The sequence below is a fragment of the Lachnospiraceae bacterium genome, assembly GCA_025758065.1.
Lineage (GTDB): Bacteria > Bacillota > Clostridia > Lachnospirales > Lachnospiraceae > Enterocloster.
In genome coordinates this window covers 3544182-3559536 of sequence record CP107199.1, presented here as the reverse complement: position 1 = coordinate 3559536, position 15355 = coordinate 3544182, and the positions used below count along the sequence as shown (strand labels likewise).

14 protein-coding genes and 1 riboswitch are annotated in these 15355 nt (G+C 42.7%); of the genes, 13 read left to right on the top strand and 1 reads right to left on the bottom strand.

What is annotated here, in order from left to right; all coding sequences use genetic code 11:
* The first annotated feature begins 14 nt into the window (after positions 1 to 14).
* From OGM16_16735 to OGM16_16715, 5 genes are all read left to right on the top strand, one after another.
* Positions 15 to 197, top strand: a complete 183-nt coding sequence (locus tag OGM16_16735; GenBank protein UYJ46411.1) for a hypothetical protein — start codon at positions 15 to 17, stop codon at positions 195 to 197.
* 45 nt (positions 198 to 242) lie between these two features.
* Entirely contained in the window at positions 243 to 443 is a 201-nt protein-coding gene (locus OGM16_16730) for a hypothetical protein (GenBank protein UYJ46410.1), read from the top strand.
* A gap of 35 nt (positions 444 to 478) precedes the next feature.
* The gene (locus tag OGM16_16725; GenBank protein UYJ46409.1) at positions 479 to 814 is read left to right on the top strand and encodes a hypothetical protein; all 336 of its coding nucleotides are present in this window, start codon (positions 479 to 481) and stop codon (positions 812 to 814) included.
* A gap of 136 nt (positions 815 to 950) precedes the next feature.
* Positions 951 to 1136, top strand: coding sequence for a hypothetical protein (locus OGM16_16720; GenBank protein ID UYJ46408.1), 186 nt, complete (start codon positions 951 to 953; stop codon positions 1134 to 1136).
* A 53-nt stretch (positions 1137 to 1189) separates the two neighbouring features.
* Positions 1190 to 1408 (top strand): hypothetical protein, encoded by a 219-nt coding sequence (locus OGM16_16715; protein UYJ46407.1) that lies wholly within the window; start codon positions 1190 to 1192, stop codon positions 1406 to 1408.
* 239 nt (positions 1409 to 1647) lie between these two features.
* Here the strand turns inward: OGM16_16715 and OGM16_16710 are convergent, their stop codons facing one another.
* Entirely contained in the window at positions 1648 to 4374 is a 2727-nt protein-coding gene (locus OGM16_16710; GenBank protein UYJ46406.1) for a penicillin-binding protein, read from the bottom strand.
* A 172-nt stretch (positions 4375 to 4546) separates the two neighbouring features.
* On the opposite strand from OGM16_16710, the gene OGM16_16705 reads away from it, so the two are divergent.
* From OGM16_16705 to dapB, 8 genes are all read left to right on the top strand, one after another.
* Positions 4547 to 5203 (top strand): YigZ family protein, encoded by a 657-nt coding sequence (locus OGM16_16705; GenBank protein ID UYJ46405.1) that lies wholly within the window; start codon positions 4547 to 4549, stop codon positions 5201 to 5203.
* A gap of 99 nt (positions 5204 to 5302) precedes the next feature.
* Complete coding sequence (locus tag OGM16_16700) at positions 5303 to 6424, top strand: ISAs1 family transposase (protein ID UYJ46404.1); 1122 nt, start codon at positions 5303 to 5305, stop codon at positions 6422 to 6424.
* 156 nt (positions 6425 to 6580) lie between these two features.
* Complete coding sequence (gene typA, locus OGM16_16695) at positions 6581 to 8413, top strand: translational GTPase TypA (GenBank protein ID UYJ46403.1); 1833 nt, start codon at positions 6581 to 6583, stop codon at positions 8411 to 8413.
* A 619-nt stretch (positions 8414 to 9032) separates the two neighbouring features.
* Entirely contained in the window at positions 9033 to 11672 is a 2640-nt protein-coding gene (locus OGM16_16690; GenBank protein UYJ46402.1) for a calcium-translocating P-type ATPase, PMCA-type, read from the top strand.
* 219 nt (positions 11673 to 11891) lie between these two features.
* On the top strand, positions 11892 to 12521 hold the full coding sequence (locus tag OGM16_16685; protein UYJ46401.1) for a single-stranded DNA-binding protein: 630 nt from the start codon (positions 11892 to 11894) through the stop codon (positions 12519 to 12521).
* Between the two features lie 126 nt (positions 12522 to 12647).
* Entirely contained in the window at positions 12648 to 13154 is a 507-nt protein-coding gene (locus tag OGM16_16680; GenBank protein ID UYJ46400.1) for a cob(I)yrinic acid a,c-diamide adenosyltransferase, read from the top strand.
* Positions 13155 to 13234: 80 nt separating this feature from the next.
* Positions 13235 to 13411: riboswitch (Lysine riboswitch) on the top strand.
* 185 nt (positions 13412 to 13596) lie between these two features.
* Positions 13597 to 14481 carry a 4-hydroxy-tetrahydrodipicolinate synthase gene (gene dapA / locus OGM16_16675; GenBank protein ID UYJ46399.1) on the top strand — a complete coding sequence of 295 codons (885 nt, stop codon included), beginning with the start codon at positions 13597 to 13599 and terminating at the stop codon, positions 14479 to 14481.
* Positions 14482 to 14543: 62 nt separating this feature from the next.
* Complete coding sequence (gene dapB / locus OGM16_16670) at positions 14544 to 15302, top strand: 4-hydroxy-tetrahydrodipicolinate reductase (protein ID UYJ46398.1); 759 nt, start codon at positions 14544 to 14546, stop codon at positions 15300 to 15302.
* Positions 15303 to 15355: the final 53 nt, after the last annotated feature.

The following is a 15355-nucleotide window of genomic DNA, read 5'->3' as shown; positions in this document are numbered from 1 at the left end:
TAAGGAGGATAAAGATGAATCGAATCATCGAAATCCTAATGAAACGTGATGGGAATACAGAAAAAGAAGCAGAGGCACGTCTGGATGAAGTAAAAAACATGCTGGAAGAGTGTAATTATGATGTTGATGAAGCTGAAAACATTGTATTGGAACAGCTAGGCCTAGAAATGGATTATCTTGAAGATATTTTATTCTAAAGCCTTTGCTTTATAGATGACAGACTTAAAATAGGAGACAAAACAATGGCAAGATTTAGTGGAAACATATTTGGCGCAGAAAATATGGAGAATGAAAATGAAATAAAAAAATGTAGTGTTTATCTACAGGAATGTTTGACACCAGAAGAATTACAACAATTACGGGATGACTATAATAGCCAAAAACAACCTGAAATATGGTGGAAATATGTCTTTGAACATGTCAATGTTTCCTATAATAAATAATCTTGGAATACATAAGAACGAATAAAGGAGAAATTATGATTAGATGGAAATATAAGCTTGAAGACGAAGGACAGAAGCTAAGAAGCCTGATTAATAAGGAAAATACGATTGAAACAATTGTGTCTGTATACAACCAAATGGAAGTCTGTTTAAAATTACTGTTAAATAAAATGGTCCAACAGGATATAGATAAATGGAAATATGATATTGATGCATTAATAGAAGATATCCAGATGTCATGCCCGGATATAGAAGATCCTGGTCTGATTTACAATGATGAGGAAGCTATCTTAAATAGTCATTTAAAAGAATTCTATGATTTATGTGATGCTATCCGCGTATGGATTGGACTGGATGTAGCAACAACGTAATCTTATCATAACAACATGGTCACAGACGCACCAGAATGGCTGTATTCAGCTTGGAAGATTAAGAGGGTAGAGATTATAAAAAAGAAACTAAAACTGGCTACAGAGTCAAATGAAGAAGATTATAAGAGGAAAAAACATGGAAACATATAAAGTAAAGAATCGTAACGGAGAGTATTTTGTCAGTTGGGACGATAAAAATCCAATATTTAGTCATGAACCTATATTGGGCAAGAAATTTTCAAAAACAGGAGCAATGAACCTGATACAGCTTTTAACAGATGAAAATATATGTGAATGTAAAGCGATTGAGACACAATCATAAAGAGTTACTACTGGTAGATGAAGATAAGACAGAACAGTGAGGCGGATATAGAAATGAGGATTACAAATCGTATTCTTGGATATGAAGCTGAATACAACAATGGAAACTACATAATCAAGCGCAATACTATCTTAGCACAATTTACTGATATAGAGCCAATTCCCAAAACGGCGAAAGTTTATAAGAAGGGAAAAGAAGAAAAGCCCAAAAACGAATTCTGGGCTTCTAAACCACATGATGGAATTTGCTTATTGACAGATTGGCCGTATTAACTAAGCCTTTTCTGTTACTAAATATGGAAGAAAGACTGAATACTATTGTTCTTCATGATAAGATTCGTGTTCACAAGACCCTATTTAAATAGGATTGTTTTTGTTCGGATAAACATACCATTTTGTCTCGGACATTCACACAAAAAATTGTAATAGTAAATATAGTAAATATGGAAAGAAAAAAGCATCTGGAAAAGATCTTGTATGATCTGCATACGTCTTTTCCAGATGCTTTTAGATCAGTGCCTTGCACCAGGTCCGGTATATTCCCATTCTGGTACAGTAGAAGGCTGATATCCAGGTCCAACAGGCACTACAGTTGCCTTTGTAGGAGCAGCAGCTTCATTGCCGTCTAAAATGCCTGTGCCATCCTCTATGGTAGGAGAGATAATGGTTGAGTTGTGGCTGTGGATATTGCAATAGCCAGGAATGGAGAAAACAGAATCATCTGTAGCCTGGTTTTCTTCGCCTTCTGGAAGCACCATACATACCCGGGAGGTTTTATTAGGGCAGTATTCTGTAGAACGCTTTCCGGAATCGGCACAGATGCTTACTTCCACATGTTTGTCGCAGACTTCCGCAGGGGCTGTTCCCTTTGCGAAATATTCGGTGTAAACAGCATTTCCTCTTGGATCGTGGTCGCATATGCCGGATACAGCCCGTTTTCCGGATTTGCGGCAGATCTCAGCTGTTTCAATACTGTCTGGAACGGTAAAACCGGGATCCTCCAGACCTTCATGTACCCGGTTCATAATATTGCGCCATATATCCTTGTGGAAGGAAGTTCCGCCATTGTCCACACCACCATGCTTTAATTTCTGGTTGTTATCACAGCCACCCCATATACCGGCTGTATAATAAGGGGTAAAGCCTACGAACCATACATCATTATTGCTGGTGGTAGTACCACTTTTTCCTGCTGCAGACATACCTGTAAGAGCTGCACGGGTACTGGTGGAATTAATAGACACGCCGGAGCGGGCAAATTTCCGGTTTGCTTTCATGGATTCAGCCATAGCATCGGTTAACAGGAAAGCTGTGGAGTCTTTTAATACCTGCTTGGTTTCAGGCTCATTGTCGATCAGTACTTTTCCGTCATGATCCAGGATCTTTGTAAAGAATCTTGGAGTGGTATAAACACCGCTATTTGCAATGGCTGCATAAGCAGCGGTCAGCTCCATGTTAGAAACACCTTTTGTAATACCGCCCAGTGCAAGGGCTGCGCCCAGGTCATCCTTGGTAAGAGAGGTGATGCCCATATTTTGGGCATATTCTACACCAAGCTGAGGGGTGACGGTTTCCATAAGAACCCGTACTGCCACAATGTTCATGGAATAGATAATGCCTTCACGGATGCTGGAATAACCGGTAAAACCGCGGCTTTCTCCCCACCAGTTACGGAAGGATTTGGTGCCAATGGTGTAAGGCGCATCATAGTAAACAGTTCCTAGAGTAGCCCCGCAGGTATCAATGGCAGGAGCAAAGGAAGTGATCACCTTAAAAGAAGAACCTGGCTGGCGGTAAACATTGGTAGCACGGTTTAAGGTACGGCTGGCTGTTTTTTCCCCGCGGCCGCCGGAAAGAGCTTTTACCTCGCCGGTATGCTGGTCCATAATAAAGAAAGATGCCTGTGGCTGCAAGATCAGGTTCTGCCGTTCTGCGATCACATCATCACCGTCTTTTAAAAGCCATTCTTTGTATCGGTCAATATCTGCCTGTACTTCTTCTTTGCTGTTATAAAGTCCCTCGAAAGAAGCATCTCCCAGGGTGTTTTTCCGGTATGAACGTAAATTTTCTTCAGAATAATGCTGGGTGGTACCATCTGCATGATTGACAGAAAGGCGATATTCTACAGAATACTTAGCTACCGTATAATTGCCGGGATCATTGACTTCTTCATCTACGATCGACTGGATGGCCGGGTCCTGGGTGGTGTAGATCTTAAGACCGCCGGAATATACCAGGTTGCTTGCCTGGCTTTCAGTATAGCCTAATTTCTTCATTAAGGCTTCCGTCACCTGTTCGATCAGTTCATCGGTAAAATAACTGTAATGGGAGTTAGTCTCCTTAGCAGCTGTATTTACATTCTGGATCCGGTCATATACATCATCAGAAAGTGCGTCTTCCATATCCATTTTGGAGATATAATTCTGGTCTACCATGTTCTGAAGAACGATCTGCCGTCTGGTATTGTTGTTTTCAGGATTGGTAATGGGATTATATCGGGAAGGATTGGAAGTAATAGATGCAAGGACGGTACATTCTGCAAGAGTGAGGTCAGAAACTTCTTTATTAAAATACCGGCGTGCGGCAACCTTAACTCCCAGGGTATTACTGCCCAGGTTAATAGTATTCAGATAGTTGGTGATAATGGTCTTTTTTGTTTCTTCTTTGCTTAAACCGGAATTCTTTTCCAGTTGTACAGCCAGGTACTGTTCCTGAAGCTTTCGCTCAATGCGGGCGCCCCAGCTTGTCTCCATACCACCAGAAAAAATATTATTTTTAATAAGCTGCTGGGTAATGGTACTTCCGCCGCCGGAATAATCGTCACTGACCACACCCTTTACAGCTCTGGCAATGGAACGCAGATCAATGCCGTCATGGGTCCAGAAACGTGAATCCTCAATAGCAACGAAGGCATTTACCAGATTTTCAGGAAGCTCTTCGTAAGTTGCAGATTCACGGTTAGAACCGCTGGTAACAAGTGTCTCTGTAAGGTTTCCATCTGCATCATAGACTGTGGTGGCAAAACGGTCCGGCTGGATATTCATGATATCCACAGAAGGGGCATTATCAATAATACCCTTGATCATTCCAAAGCCGACTGCTGCGCCTGCAACTGCCAGGAAAAGAAACAGGATAAAAAATGCCTTGAAAATATTAAAAGCAAGTCTGGATGTGTACTTTCCGGTTTTAGATGAAAGGGACTTAAGCCTTCGCTCAGTCTCATATTGTCCGTAGTTCATATGATCTCCTTTATATAGTGTGTCGGCATTTTGAACAGAAAAAAGCCGGTCAGGCTTCTACGATTATACAACAGTTTTCAGAAAATGAAAAGGGGGATGCGAAATGGACGCTTGCAAGAGCAGGATAACTATATTATTATAATAATAAATGTTTTTATAAGGAGCGTATAAAGTGGCAGAAAACTATAAGATCATATATAAGGAAGGAACAGGAGAACTGGTGGAGAAAAAGTCCCGGTTTATTGCTCAGATCCGTCCGGTAAAGTCAGAGGAAGAAGCGCTGGCTTTCGTGGAAGAGACCAGAAAGAAATACTGGGATGCAAGACATAACTGCTATGCCTACATTATTAAAGGAGAAGGAGCGACTCCTACAGCAAGATGCAGTGATGATGGGGAGCCATCCCAGACAGCCGGAAAACCTATGCTGGATGTTCTGATGGGAGAAGAACTTATAGACGTGTGTGCAGTCGTTACAAGATATTTCGGTGGTACACTCCTTGGAACCGGTGGTCTGGTAAGAGCGTATTCCGGGGCAGTGAAAGAGGGACTTGCAAATGCCCAGATCCTGGAGAAAAAACAGGGTGTTCGTATGGAAGTGACCACAGATTACAACGGGGTAGGAAAGATACAGTATCTTGCAGCACAGGAAGGCATTGACACCCTGGATAGCCAGTATACAGATAAAGTGGTATTTATCTTTTTGGTACCGGAAGAACAGGAAGAAAGCTTTAGGTCAAAGCTGGTAGAAAGTACAAACGGCAGGGCAGTGATACGCACTGATGGGGAAGTATATTATGGAAAGTGCGGGGGAAAACTGATATTGTTATAAAATCACAGAGAAAAATACAATACATGACAAACGCATGAGTAAATAAATTGTGAACACGCCCCTTTTCTGATAAAATTAAAAGAAAAGGGGTGTTGATACATGCAGGAATTATTAGATTGGCTGGAATACATAGAAGATGATCGTCAGCAAAGGAAAGTTCGTCATACATTGAAGGACATTCTTGTTATTGTATTGTTTGCAACACTGGCAAATGCGGATGACTGGGTGGAAATGGCATTGTTTGCGGAAAGTTATCAGGATTATCTACGCAAATATATTGAGTTAAAAAACGGAATACCATCTCATGACACGATCAGACGTGTAATGGGGATGATATCACCGGAGATCATACAGCAGCTTTATGGAAAATGGCAGGATCGATTAAATCAGAATGAAGGGGAACTACTGAAGAAGATCATTTGTATAGATGGTAAAACCATGCGCTCCAATAAAAGAGGAGATGGGAAGGCATCCCACATTGTATCAGCATGGAGTAAAGAGTCAGGTTTCTGTCTTGGACAAAAAGCAGTTGAAGAAAAAAGCAATGAGATCGTAGCGATCCCGGAATTGCTGGACAAGATCCAGATAAAAGGCCAGCTCGTAACAATCGATGCAATGGGAACGCAGACTGCAATAGCGGAGAAAATAAAGAAAAAACGGGCAGACTATGTGCTGGCATTGAAGAGAAATCAAAACAGTCTGTATGAAGATGTACAAGAATACTTTTCAGACGAAGAGTTCCAAAAAGAGATCCGTGAAAGAGGTAATTACAAAAAAACCCAGGAAAAAGCACATGGTCAGATCGAGATAAGGGAGTATTATCAGACAGAGGATATAAAGTGGTTAAGCCAGAAAAAGAACTGGAAAGGACTGTCCAGTATAGTAATGGAGAAGAAAACGCTGAAGAAAGAAGGAAATACAAGAATAGAGAACCGTTATTTCATCAGCAGTTTAAAAGGAGACATTGAACAGGTCAGCCGTGCAGTGAGAGGACACTGGAGTATAGAAAGCATGCACTGGTATCTGGATGTAACATTCCGGGAAGATGCGAATACAACCATAGATAAGCTGGCGGCACAAAATTTGAATATCATAAGGAAATGGAGCCTAAGTATTTTGAAACCGGCACAAATAACAAGACATAAGTTGTCGATGCGAAAGAAAAGGTTTGTACTTAGCTTACGCCCAATTCAGTATCTAGAAGAACTTTTAGAAGCTTAAAAAATAACAGAAAGCAGAATTGATGCCAGATGATCGTTCGTGCGTTTGTCGTGAAATACAATAAAAAATCCCTTGCAATATGGAGTATGGAATGCTATACTACAAAATTGTGGCTGAGACATAAAGATTTGTATATATAAAAGGAAGATAATCACTATGAAGACAAAAAGAGAAGATGTAAGAAACATTGCCATTATCGCCCACGTAGACCATGGTAAAACAACTCTGGTAGACCAGCTGTTAAAACAGAGCGGTGTATTCCGTGCCAATCAGGAAGTTCAGGAACGTGTAATGGACTCCAATGATATTGAGCGTGAGAGAGGTATCACTATCCTTTCTAAGAATACTGCTGTATATTACAAGGATACAAAGATCAATATCATCGATACACCAGGACATGCAGACTTCGGCGGTGAAGTAGAGCGTGTACTTAAAATGGTAAACGGTGTTGTACTGGTAGTGGATGCTTACGAAGGTCCTATGCCTCAGACAAAGTTCGTGCTTCAGAAAGCGCTGGAATTAGATCTTTCCGTTATTGTCTGCATCAACAAAATCGACCGTCCGGAAGCAAGACCGGCAGAGGTTATTGATGAGACTCTGGAACTGATGATGGATCTGGACGCTTCTGATGAGCAGTTAGACTGTCCGTTCATTTATGCATCTGCAAGAGCAGGCTTTGCAAGATATGAACTGGAAGATACTAATAATGATATGGCTCCTCTGTTTGAGACCATTATTAAGCATATCCCGGCTCCGGAAGGTGATCCGGAGGCACCAACCCAGGTTCTGATCAGTACCATCGATTATAACGAGTTCGTAGGACGTATTGGCGTTGGTAAGATTGACAACGGCAGCTTAAGAATAAACCAGGAATGTGTTCTGGTAAACCATCATGATCCGGATAAGTTCAAAAAGATCAAGATTGGTAAGCTGTATGAGTTTGATGGCTTAAAGAGAGTAGAGGTACAGCAGGCAGAGATCGGTTCTATCGTAGCTATCTCCGGTATTGCTGATATCCACATTGGTGATACGATCTGTTCTCCGGAAAATCCAGAGGCGATTCCGTTCCAGAAGATCTCTGAGCCGACCATTGCTATGTATTTCATGGTAAATGACAGCCCGTTAGCTGGTCAGGAAGGAAAATATATCACTTCCCGTCACTTAAGAGACAGACTGTTCCGTGAGTTAAATACAGATGTAAGCCTTCGTGTAGAAGAAACTGATTCTGCAGACTGCTTCAAGGTATCCGGCCGTGGTGAGTTGCATCTGTCTGTCCTGATCGAGAATATGCGCCGTGAAGGATACGAGTTCGCAGTAAGTAAGGCAGAGGTACTTTACAAATATGACGAGCGCAACCGCAAGTTAGAGCCAATGGAATTAGCTTATATCGATGTTCCGGAAGAATACACCGGCGTTGTTATCCAGAAGCTGACTTCCAGAAAGGGTGCTCTTCAGGGTATGAGCCAGGCAGCTGGCGGTTATTCCAGACTGGAATTCTCCATTCCTTCCAGAGGTCTGATCGGATACAGAGGCGATTTTATGACCGATACAAAGGGTAATGGTATCTTAAATACAATTTTCGACGGCTATGCTGAGTACAAGGGTGATATCGCATACCGTCAGACTGGTTCCCTGATCGCATTTGAGGCTGGTGAGTCTATTACTTACGGTCTGTTCAATGCACAGGAGAGAGGTACTTTGTTCATTGGGCCTGGTGTTAAGGTATATTCCGGTATGGTCATCGGACAGAGCCCGAAGGCTGAAGATGTTGAGATTAATGTATGCAAGACCAAGAAGCTGACCAATACACGTTCTTCCAGTGCTGATGAGGCATTAAAGCTGACTCCGCCTAAGATCATGAGCTTAGAGCAGTGCCTGGACTTCATCGATACAGATGAGCTTCTGGAAGTAACCCCGGAGAGTCTGCGTATCCGCAAGAAGATCCTGGATCCAACTCTTCGTAAGAGAGCTTCTTTTAAAAACAAATGATAAAAATACACTCAAACGTGAGGGAGTAGTGGCACTGTCTGTACAGGCAGTGTGGCAAGTCAACATACTGGCGCATCCGCCTGGCTTGTCTTAAATAATGAGACTCATGTATAGTTGGATTATTCCGCTATACATGGAGTCTCTTTTTTTGTGATAATACCAGAACCATTTTGAATATTGTATGAGCGCGCAGCAGGGAGCGGTCTGGTATTTACGATGAAAGTCCCGGACGGCAGCCGCGAATGAGCCATGCTTGCATGAGCGAATTCACGGGTATCGGACGGGCAAGCAGGTATGAGCAAAGAGCGCGATAGCGCGGATTGCGAATGCTGGCGACGATTGCGGGAGCACCAAAGGTGCGGAGCAATCGGCTTTCATGAATGGTGATGCCTGCGTCAGCAGGCATGTCAGTTTAGATAAAAATCATTAAAAATGTACTCTCGAAGTCTTTCCTGCACTTGCCTTTGCGGCTGATTTTCCGCCAGTCGCACCCGAATTTCAGAGGCGGACGCAACGCCAACGCCTCAGAAATTTGGGCACAACTGACAAAAAATCTTCTCACAAAGTCAAGTACAAAAAGATTCCGAGAGTACATTAAAAATCACAGGGAGAAGAAAAAATGAAAGATGCATACACCAAGATGCCTGAACAGGTACTTTCCGAGCTACATTCAGACGGCAGCAGCGGCCTGACAAAAGAACAGGCAGAGCAGTCCCGTAAAAAGTATGGTTCCAATACCTTTATCCGTGAGAGCCATGAATCTCTGCTTAAAAAGATCTGGGATGCTTCCACAGAGCCTATGCTTCTGATGCTGATCTTTGCTGCAGTGATCACCTTAGGGGTAAATATTGCCCGCTATATGACAGGAGGAGAATATAACTTTCTGGAATGTGCCGGTATTTTCGCAGCTATTGCGCTGTCTGTAGTGATCACAATTGTTACAGAGGGGAAAAGTGCCAAAGCTTTTGAGGCATTAAACCGCATCAATGAAGATACACTGGTAAAAGCATTAAGAGATAACGCGCCTCAACTGATCCCCCAGAAGGACATTGTGGTAGGTGATATCCTTTTAGTAGAAACAGGAGATAAGCTGGTAGCAGATGCAAGATTATTAGAGAGCAATGACCTTAGCACAGATGAATCTTCTCTTACAGGAGAAAGCCTTCCGGCAGCAAAGGAGGCAGATTTTGTCTGTCCCAGGTCCACACCAGTGGCAGAACGCAGGAACATGCTGTATTCCGGCTGCTTTGTATCAAGCGGTACAGGAAAAGCAGTGGTAACTGCGGTAGGAAACAACACAGAGTTTGGACAGATCGCAAAAGAATTATCTTCTATTGAAAAAGATACTACACCTCTTCAGGAAAAACTGGACCGCCTGGGAAAAGTGATCACAGTTTTAGGTGCTGCAGCAGCCTTTGTAGTATTTGCTATTCAGATCGTTGGCTTTGCCATGTCCCATACTATGAACTGGGAGACTGTATCTGATGCTTTTATCACCAGCATTGTGCTGATCGTAGCAGCAGTTCCTGAAGGACTTCCTACGATCGTGGCGGTTTCGCTGGCATTAAATATTATTAAAATGTCTCGGGAGAACGCTCTGGTAAAGAAAATGATTGCCTGTGAGACCGTAGGCTGTATCAATATCATCTGTTCCGATAAAACAGGGACTCTTACAGAAAATAAGATGACAGTACAGCAGATCTATACCAAAGGAGAAATGTTAGAGCCGGAGAAGCTTACGGATGTCTGTCTTCTGGAAAACTTCTGTATCAACAGCAATGCAAATGTAACCACAGAAGAAGGAAAAGACAGTTTTATCGGAAATCCTACAGAATGCGCTCTTTTAGTGGCAGCCAGAAAAGCAGGCTGGGATTATACAAAGAAAAGAGAAGAGGCAGATATTGTCCATATTTTCCCATTTTCTTCCCAGAAAAAGGATATGAGCACTATCTTACGCACCCCGGAAGGCTATATGCTTTATGTAAAGGGAAATCCGGAAAAGATCCTGAAGCTTTCCAGCAGCCTGCCGGAGGAGGAAAAGAAGGTAATTGAAGAGAAGATAACTTCTTTCCAGAGCTGTGCAGGCCGTATCCTTGCGTTTGCACATAAAAAACTGGATCATTATACTGGTGAAGAGTTCCAGGAAGAATTAGAAACAGACCTGGTCTATGATGGCTTTGTGGTTATTTCTGATCCACTAAGCCCGGATGTTTACGGCGCTATCGGCCGCTGCCGCAAAGCTGGTATTGAGGTGAAAATGCTCACCGGCGATAATATTTTAACTGCAAGAGCTATTGCAGACCAGCTTCATATGCTGGATGCAGACCACATTGCAGTAGAAGCATCTGAAATCGAAGCTATGTCCGATGACGAACTGGCGCAGGCTCTTAAGAAGATCCAGGTTATTGCCAGAAGCACTCCTCTTGTAAAGATGCGTGTGGTAAAGGCTTTAAAAGCGCAGGGAAATGTAGTGGCGGTAACTGGTGATGGTATAAATGATGCCCCTGCCATCAAAAATGCAGACGTAGGCATTGCCATGGGTATTGCAGGTACGGAAGTTACGAAAGAAGCCAGTGATATTGTCCTTCTGGATGACTCTTTCTCTACGATCATGAAGGCTGTGCAATGGGGGCGTGGGATCTATGAAAACTTTAAGCGCTTTATCCAGTTCCAGCTGACTGTAAATGTATCATCTGTAGTAGTTGTCGTCTGTTCTATTTTAGCAGGTTTTGAGACGCCGTTTACAGCTCTTGAACTGTTATGGATCAACATTATCATGGATGGACCGCCAGCACTGACACTGGGACTGGAACCCATCCGTGACGATATTTTAAATCGTCCGCCTACAAGAAGAGATGAAAATATTATTTCAAAGTCTATGCTAAGTCGTATTTTTGTAAATGGTATTTTTATCTCTGCCATATTTATGCTTCAGCATTTTACCAATTTCTTAGGCGCTTCACCGGAGCAGGAGCCTACGGTATTGTTTGCCATGTTTGTGGTATTTCAGCTGTTTAATGCTTTTAACTGTCGTGAGCTGGATCATACACCTATGTATAAAAATCTGATGAACAATAAACTGATGCTTGGTGTATTCTTGTTGGTCCTGATCCTTCAGATCATCATCACACAGATCGGAGGTGCTGTATTTGAAACAGTTCCGCTGTCGATGGGGCTTTGGGGAAAGATCTTAGGCGTATCCTGCAGTGTCATTGTACTGGACGAGATCTGGAAATTATTTGAAAAGATACCAGGGTAAAAAGGTCATAAATCCGATGCAAGCTTGCCTGCAGGAGGATTTTTGAACTTGGGACCCGCCAAAAACATTATTAAATCCACCTTTGTTTTTCCTGTCGTTTTATGTCGGAAAACAGAGGTGGATTTTTGTGCATATCCGGTCTATTTCTTTTCATCTTTTCATAAATTATCTATGTAGAGCAAAGCCCTAATAAAAATGGAAAAGAAGAGGAGAAGTACTATGACAGAAAAAATGATCGAAAACAACAAGGTAAGCGTGATCGGAGAGATCGTATCAGACTTTACGTTCAGCCATGAGGTCTTTGGAGAAGGCTTCTACATGGTAGAGCTGTCTGTAAACCGTTTAAGCGAGCAGGCGGATATTATCCCCTTAATGGTTTCTGAACGGCTTGTGGATGTACATAAGGACTACAGGGGCCTTACCATGGAAGCCATTGGACAGTTCCGTTCCTATAACCGTCACGAAGGCACCAAAAACCGTCTGATGTTATCTGTATTTGTACGGGAGATCCATTTTATGGAAGAATTTACCGATTATACCAAGACAAACCAGATCTTTTTGGACGGTTATATCTGCAAGGCACCAATCTACCGGAAAACACCTCTTGGAAGAGAGATCGCAGATCTGCTGCTGGCTGTGAACCGTCCTTATGGAAAATCAGATTATATCCCATGCATCAGCTGGGGACGCAATGCCCGTTTCGCTTCCGGATTTGAGGTGGGAACAAGGGTGCGCATCTGGGGAAGAGTCCAAAGCCGTGAGTACACAAAGAAGATCACGGAAACGGAGTGCGAGAAGCGCATTGCTTATGAAGTGTCCATCAGCAAGCTGGAGTGTGATGAAATTTAAGTAAATTTTCATATTTATAAAGGAAAATCTACTGGAAATCGTAAGAAATATTTGCATTATTACATAAATTGTGCTAGAGTGGTTTTGGAAAATTGCTCACATGAGAGAACAGACATGAGGTGCAGGATGATGAAAGAAAATCTGATACAGGTGATCTGCGGACCGGGAAAAGGGAAGACGGCAAGTGCCTTGGGAAGAGGTGTTACCGCTCTTTTAAAAGGGAAAACAGTCATCATGGTACAGTTTTTAAAGGGCTCCATGGAAACAGAAGGAATGGAGATCGTAAAACGGCTGGAACCGGAGTTTAAATTATTCCGGTTTGAAAAATCACCTATCTTTTTTGACCAGCTTTCAGAGGAAGAAAAGGATGAAGCAAGGATCAATATCCGCAATGGCCTGAATTTTGCAAAAAAGGTACTGGTTACAGGAGAGTGTAATATCCTGATCCTGGATGAGATCCTGGGTATTCTGGATGAAGGTATCATTTCGCTGGAAGAGTTAAAGACCCTGATCTGTCAGGCAAGACAATCTGAGGCAGAGCTGATCATGACAGGAACTGTATATCCGCAGGAGCTGGATGAATACGTAGATGAGATCACTAAGATCCAGACCCGTTATGAGCATTTTGAATAGGGATCATAACTGAAAATCATCTTGTAAACCAGGATTTACAGTTGACATATTCAGTTGATGATGCTAGTATTAAAAACATGAAACAGAGTAGAGGTTGCGCTGATCAAGAGTAACTGGCCGGATGTGACAGGCACAGAAGAAGGTCTGGTGAAAGGGAAAAGCGCCGAAGAAAAGAGGAAACCTGAGAGAATCTTTTCTGGGCACAGGGTTAAGAGCTCTGTGACTGTCATCCAGGTGGATGGAGAGCTACCGAAAGAGCAGATTCGTGAAGATGCGAAACCGTTGGAAGAGCTGACATTTACCTCAGCCCTTCCTTTTTTTTTATGTGATCCGGAAATTTTTCAGGAATACATTGCGATAGGAACACTCTGTTGGATCCGGGGACGCGTACTACGTGTTTCCAACATTAATAGATTAGAGAATAAGAGAAGGAGAACAGAACATGGCAATTTTTGAAGGCGCTGGTGTAGCACTGATCACACCATTTAAGGCAAACGGAGAGATTAATTACGATAAGTTAGAGGAGATCGTAGAAGAGCAGATCGCTGGAGGTACGGATGCTATTATTGCCTGCGGTACTACTGGAGAAGCTTCTACGATGACCCATGAGGAACATCTGGAAGTTATTAAATTCGTATGTGATGTTACAAAGAAACGTATCCCGGTAATTGCAGGTACGGGTTCTAACTGTACAGAGACAGCAGTTTATCTGTCCCAGGAAGCAGAAAAGAACGGTGCTGACGGTCTGTTAGTAGTATCCCCATACTACAATAAGGCAACCCAGAAGGGGCTGATCGCTCATTTTAGCGCAGTTGCAGATTCTGTAAAGATCCCAATGCTTCTTTACAATATTACCGGAAGGACCGGTGTAAATATCCAGCCTGCTACCATTGCCCATCTCTGGAAAAATGTAGATAACATTGTTGGCGTAAAAGAAGCAAACGGTGATTTTTCTGCTATTACAACTTTAATGAACTTAACAGATGGCGGCATTGATCTGTATTCAGGTAATGATGACCAGATCGTTCCGTTATTATCCTTAGGCGGAAAAGGCGTTATCTCTGTATTATCTAACGTAGCTCCGGCACAGGCACACGAGATCTGCGCAGCATACTTTGCAGGTGATGTAAAGCACAGCGCAAAGCTCCAGTTAGAAGCGATCCCGCTGATCCATGCTTTGTTCAGCGAAGTAAACCCGATTCCGGTCAAGGCAGCTATGAATCTGTTAGGAAAAGAGACCGGACCTTTAAGAATGCCTCTTACAGAAATGGAACCTGAGCATCAGGAGGTTCTTAAGAAGGAATTACAGGCATACGGACTGCTGTAAGAAGATTTGGACAGAAATGCTTAAAGGGCAATAAAACTTCCAACAGGAGAAAGGAAAGAAAAATGGTCAGAGTTATTATGCATGGCTGCAACGGCGTTATGGGTCAGGTCATCACCAAAATGGCAAAGGATATGGACGGCCTTACCATTGTTGCAGGTATTGATCTTAAAAATGATAAAGAAAATGGATATCCAGTATATCCATCCTTAGAGGAGTGCAAAGAAGAAGCAGACGTAGTGGTGGATTTTGCTTCTCCAAAGGCTGCAGACCACCTTATGGATTTCTGCGCAGAAAAGAAGCTGGGCCTGGTACTTTGCACCACCGGGCTTTCTGAAGCACAGATCAAAAAAGTGAAAGAGACAGCAGAAAAAACAGCTGTACTGCGTTCTGCCAATATGTCTTTAGGCGTCAATCTTTTATTAAAGCTGGTCCAGGATGCGGCCAAGGTGCTGGCAGGCGCTGGTTTTGATATAGAGATCGTGGAAAAGCACCACAACCAGAAAAAAGATGCGCCAAGCGGAACAGCTCTTGCACTGGCTGATTCCATGAATGAAGCTTTAGGGGATCAGTATCACTATGTATATGACCGCAGCAGTGTCCATGAAAAGAGAGACCCAAAAGAGATCGGCATTGCTTCTGTCCGCGGTGGTTCTATCGTAGGAGACCATGACGTGATCTTTGCAGGAAAAGATGAGGTCATTACTTTTAATCATACAGCTTATTCCAAGGCTATTTTTGCAAAAGGCGCTTTGGAAGCAGCAAAATTTTTAGCTGGAAAAGAACCGGGGCTGTACGATATGAGTGACGTTGTGCAGCTATAGATCCTGCATGGAAAAATTTAACACTATAAAGCATTCTTTGATTTCACATACTA

What these genes read in the sequence shown, in the direction of transcription:
- dapB (UYJ46398.1), top strand. Translation starts at nt 14,544, where the DNA reads ATGGTCAGAGTTATTATGCATGGCTGCAACGGCGTTATGGGTCAGGTC.
- OGM16_16720 (UYJ46408.1), top strand. Translation starts at nt 951, where the DNA reads ATGGAAACATATAAAGTAAAGAATCGTAACGGAGAGTATTTTGTCAGT.
- OGM16_16700 (UYJ46404.1), top strand. Translation starts at nt 5,303, where the DNA reads ATGCAGGAATTATTAGATTGGCTGGAATACATAGAAGATGATCGTCAG.
- OGM16_16685 (UYJ46401.1), top strand. Translation starts at nt 11,892, where the DNA reads ATGACAGAAAAAATGATCGAAAACAACAAGGTAAGCGTGATCGGAGAG.
- OGM16_16730 (UYJ46410.1), top strand. Translation starts at nt 243, where the DNA reads ATGGCAAGATTTAGTGGAAACATATTTGGCGCAGAAAATATGGAGAAT.
- typA (UYJ46403.1), top strand. Translation starts at nt 6,581, where the DNA reads ATGAAGACAAAAAGAGAAGATGTAAGAAACATTGCCATTATCGCCCAC.
- dapA (UYJ46399.1), top strand. Translation starts at nt 13,597, where the DNA reads ATGGCAATTTTTGAAGGCGCTGGTGTAGCACTGATCACACCATTTAAG.
- OGM16_16735 (UYJ46411.1), top strand. Translation starts at nt 15, where the DNA reads ATGAATCGAATCATCGAAATCCTAATGAAACGTGATGGGAATACAGAA.
- OGM16_16710 (UYJ46406.1), bottom strand. Translation starts at nt 4,374, where the DNA reads ATGAACTACGGACAATATGAGACTGAGCGAAGGCTTAAGTCCCTTTCA.
- OGM16_16690 (UYJ46402.1), top strand. Translation starts at nt 9,033, where the DNA reads ATGAAAGATGCATACACCAAGATGCCTGAACAGGTACTTTCCGAGCTA.
- OGM16_16725 (UYJ46409.1), top strand. Translation starts at nt 479, where the DNA reads ATGATTAGATGGAAATATAAGCTTGAAGACGAAGGACAGAAGCTAAGA.
- OGM16_16680 (UYJ46400.1), top strand. Translation starts at nt 12,648, where the DNA reads ATGATGAAAGAAAATCTGATACAGGTGATCTGCGGACCGGGAAAAGGG.
- OGM16_16715 (UYJ46407.1), top strand. Translation starts at nt 1,190, where the DNA reads ATGAGGATTACAAATCGTATTCTTGGATATGAAGCTGAATACAACAAT.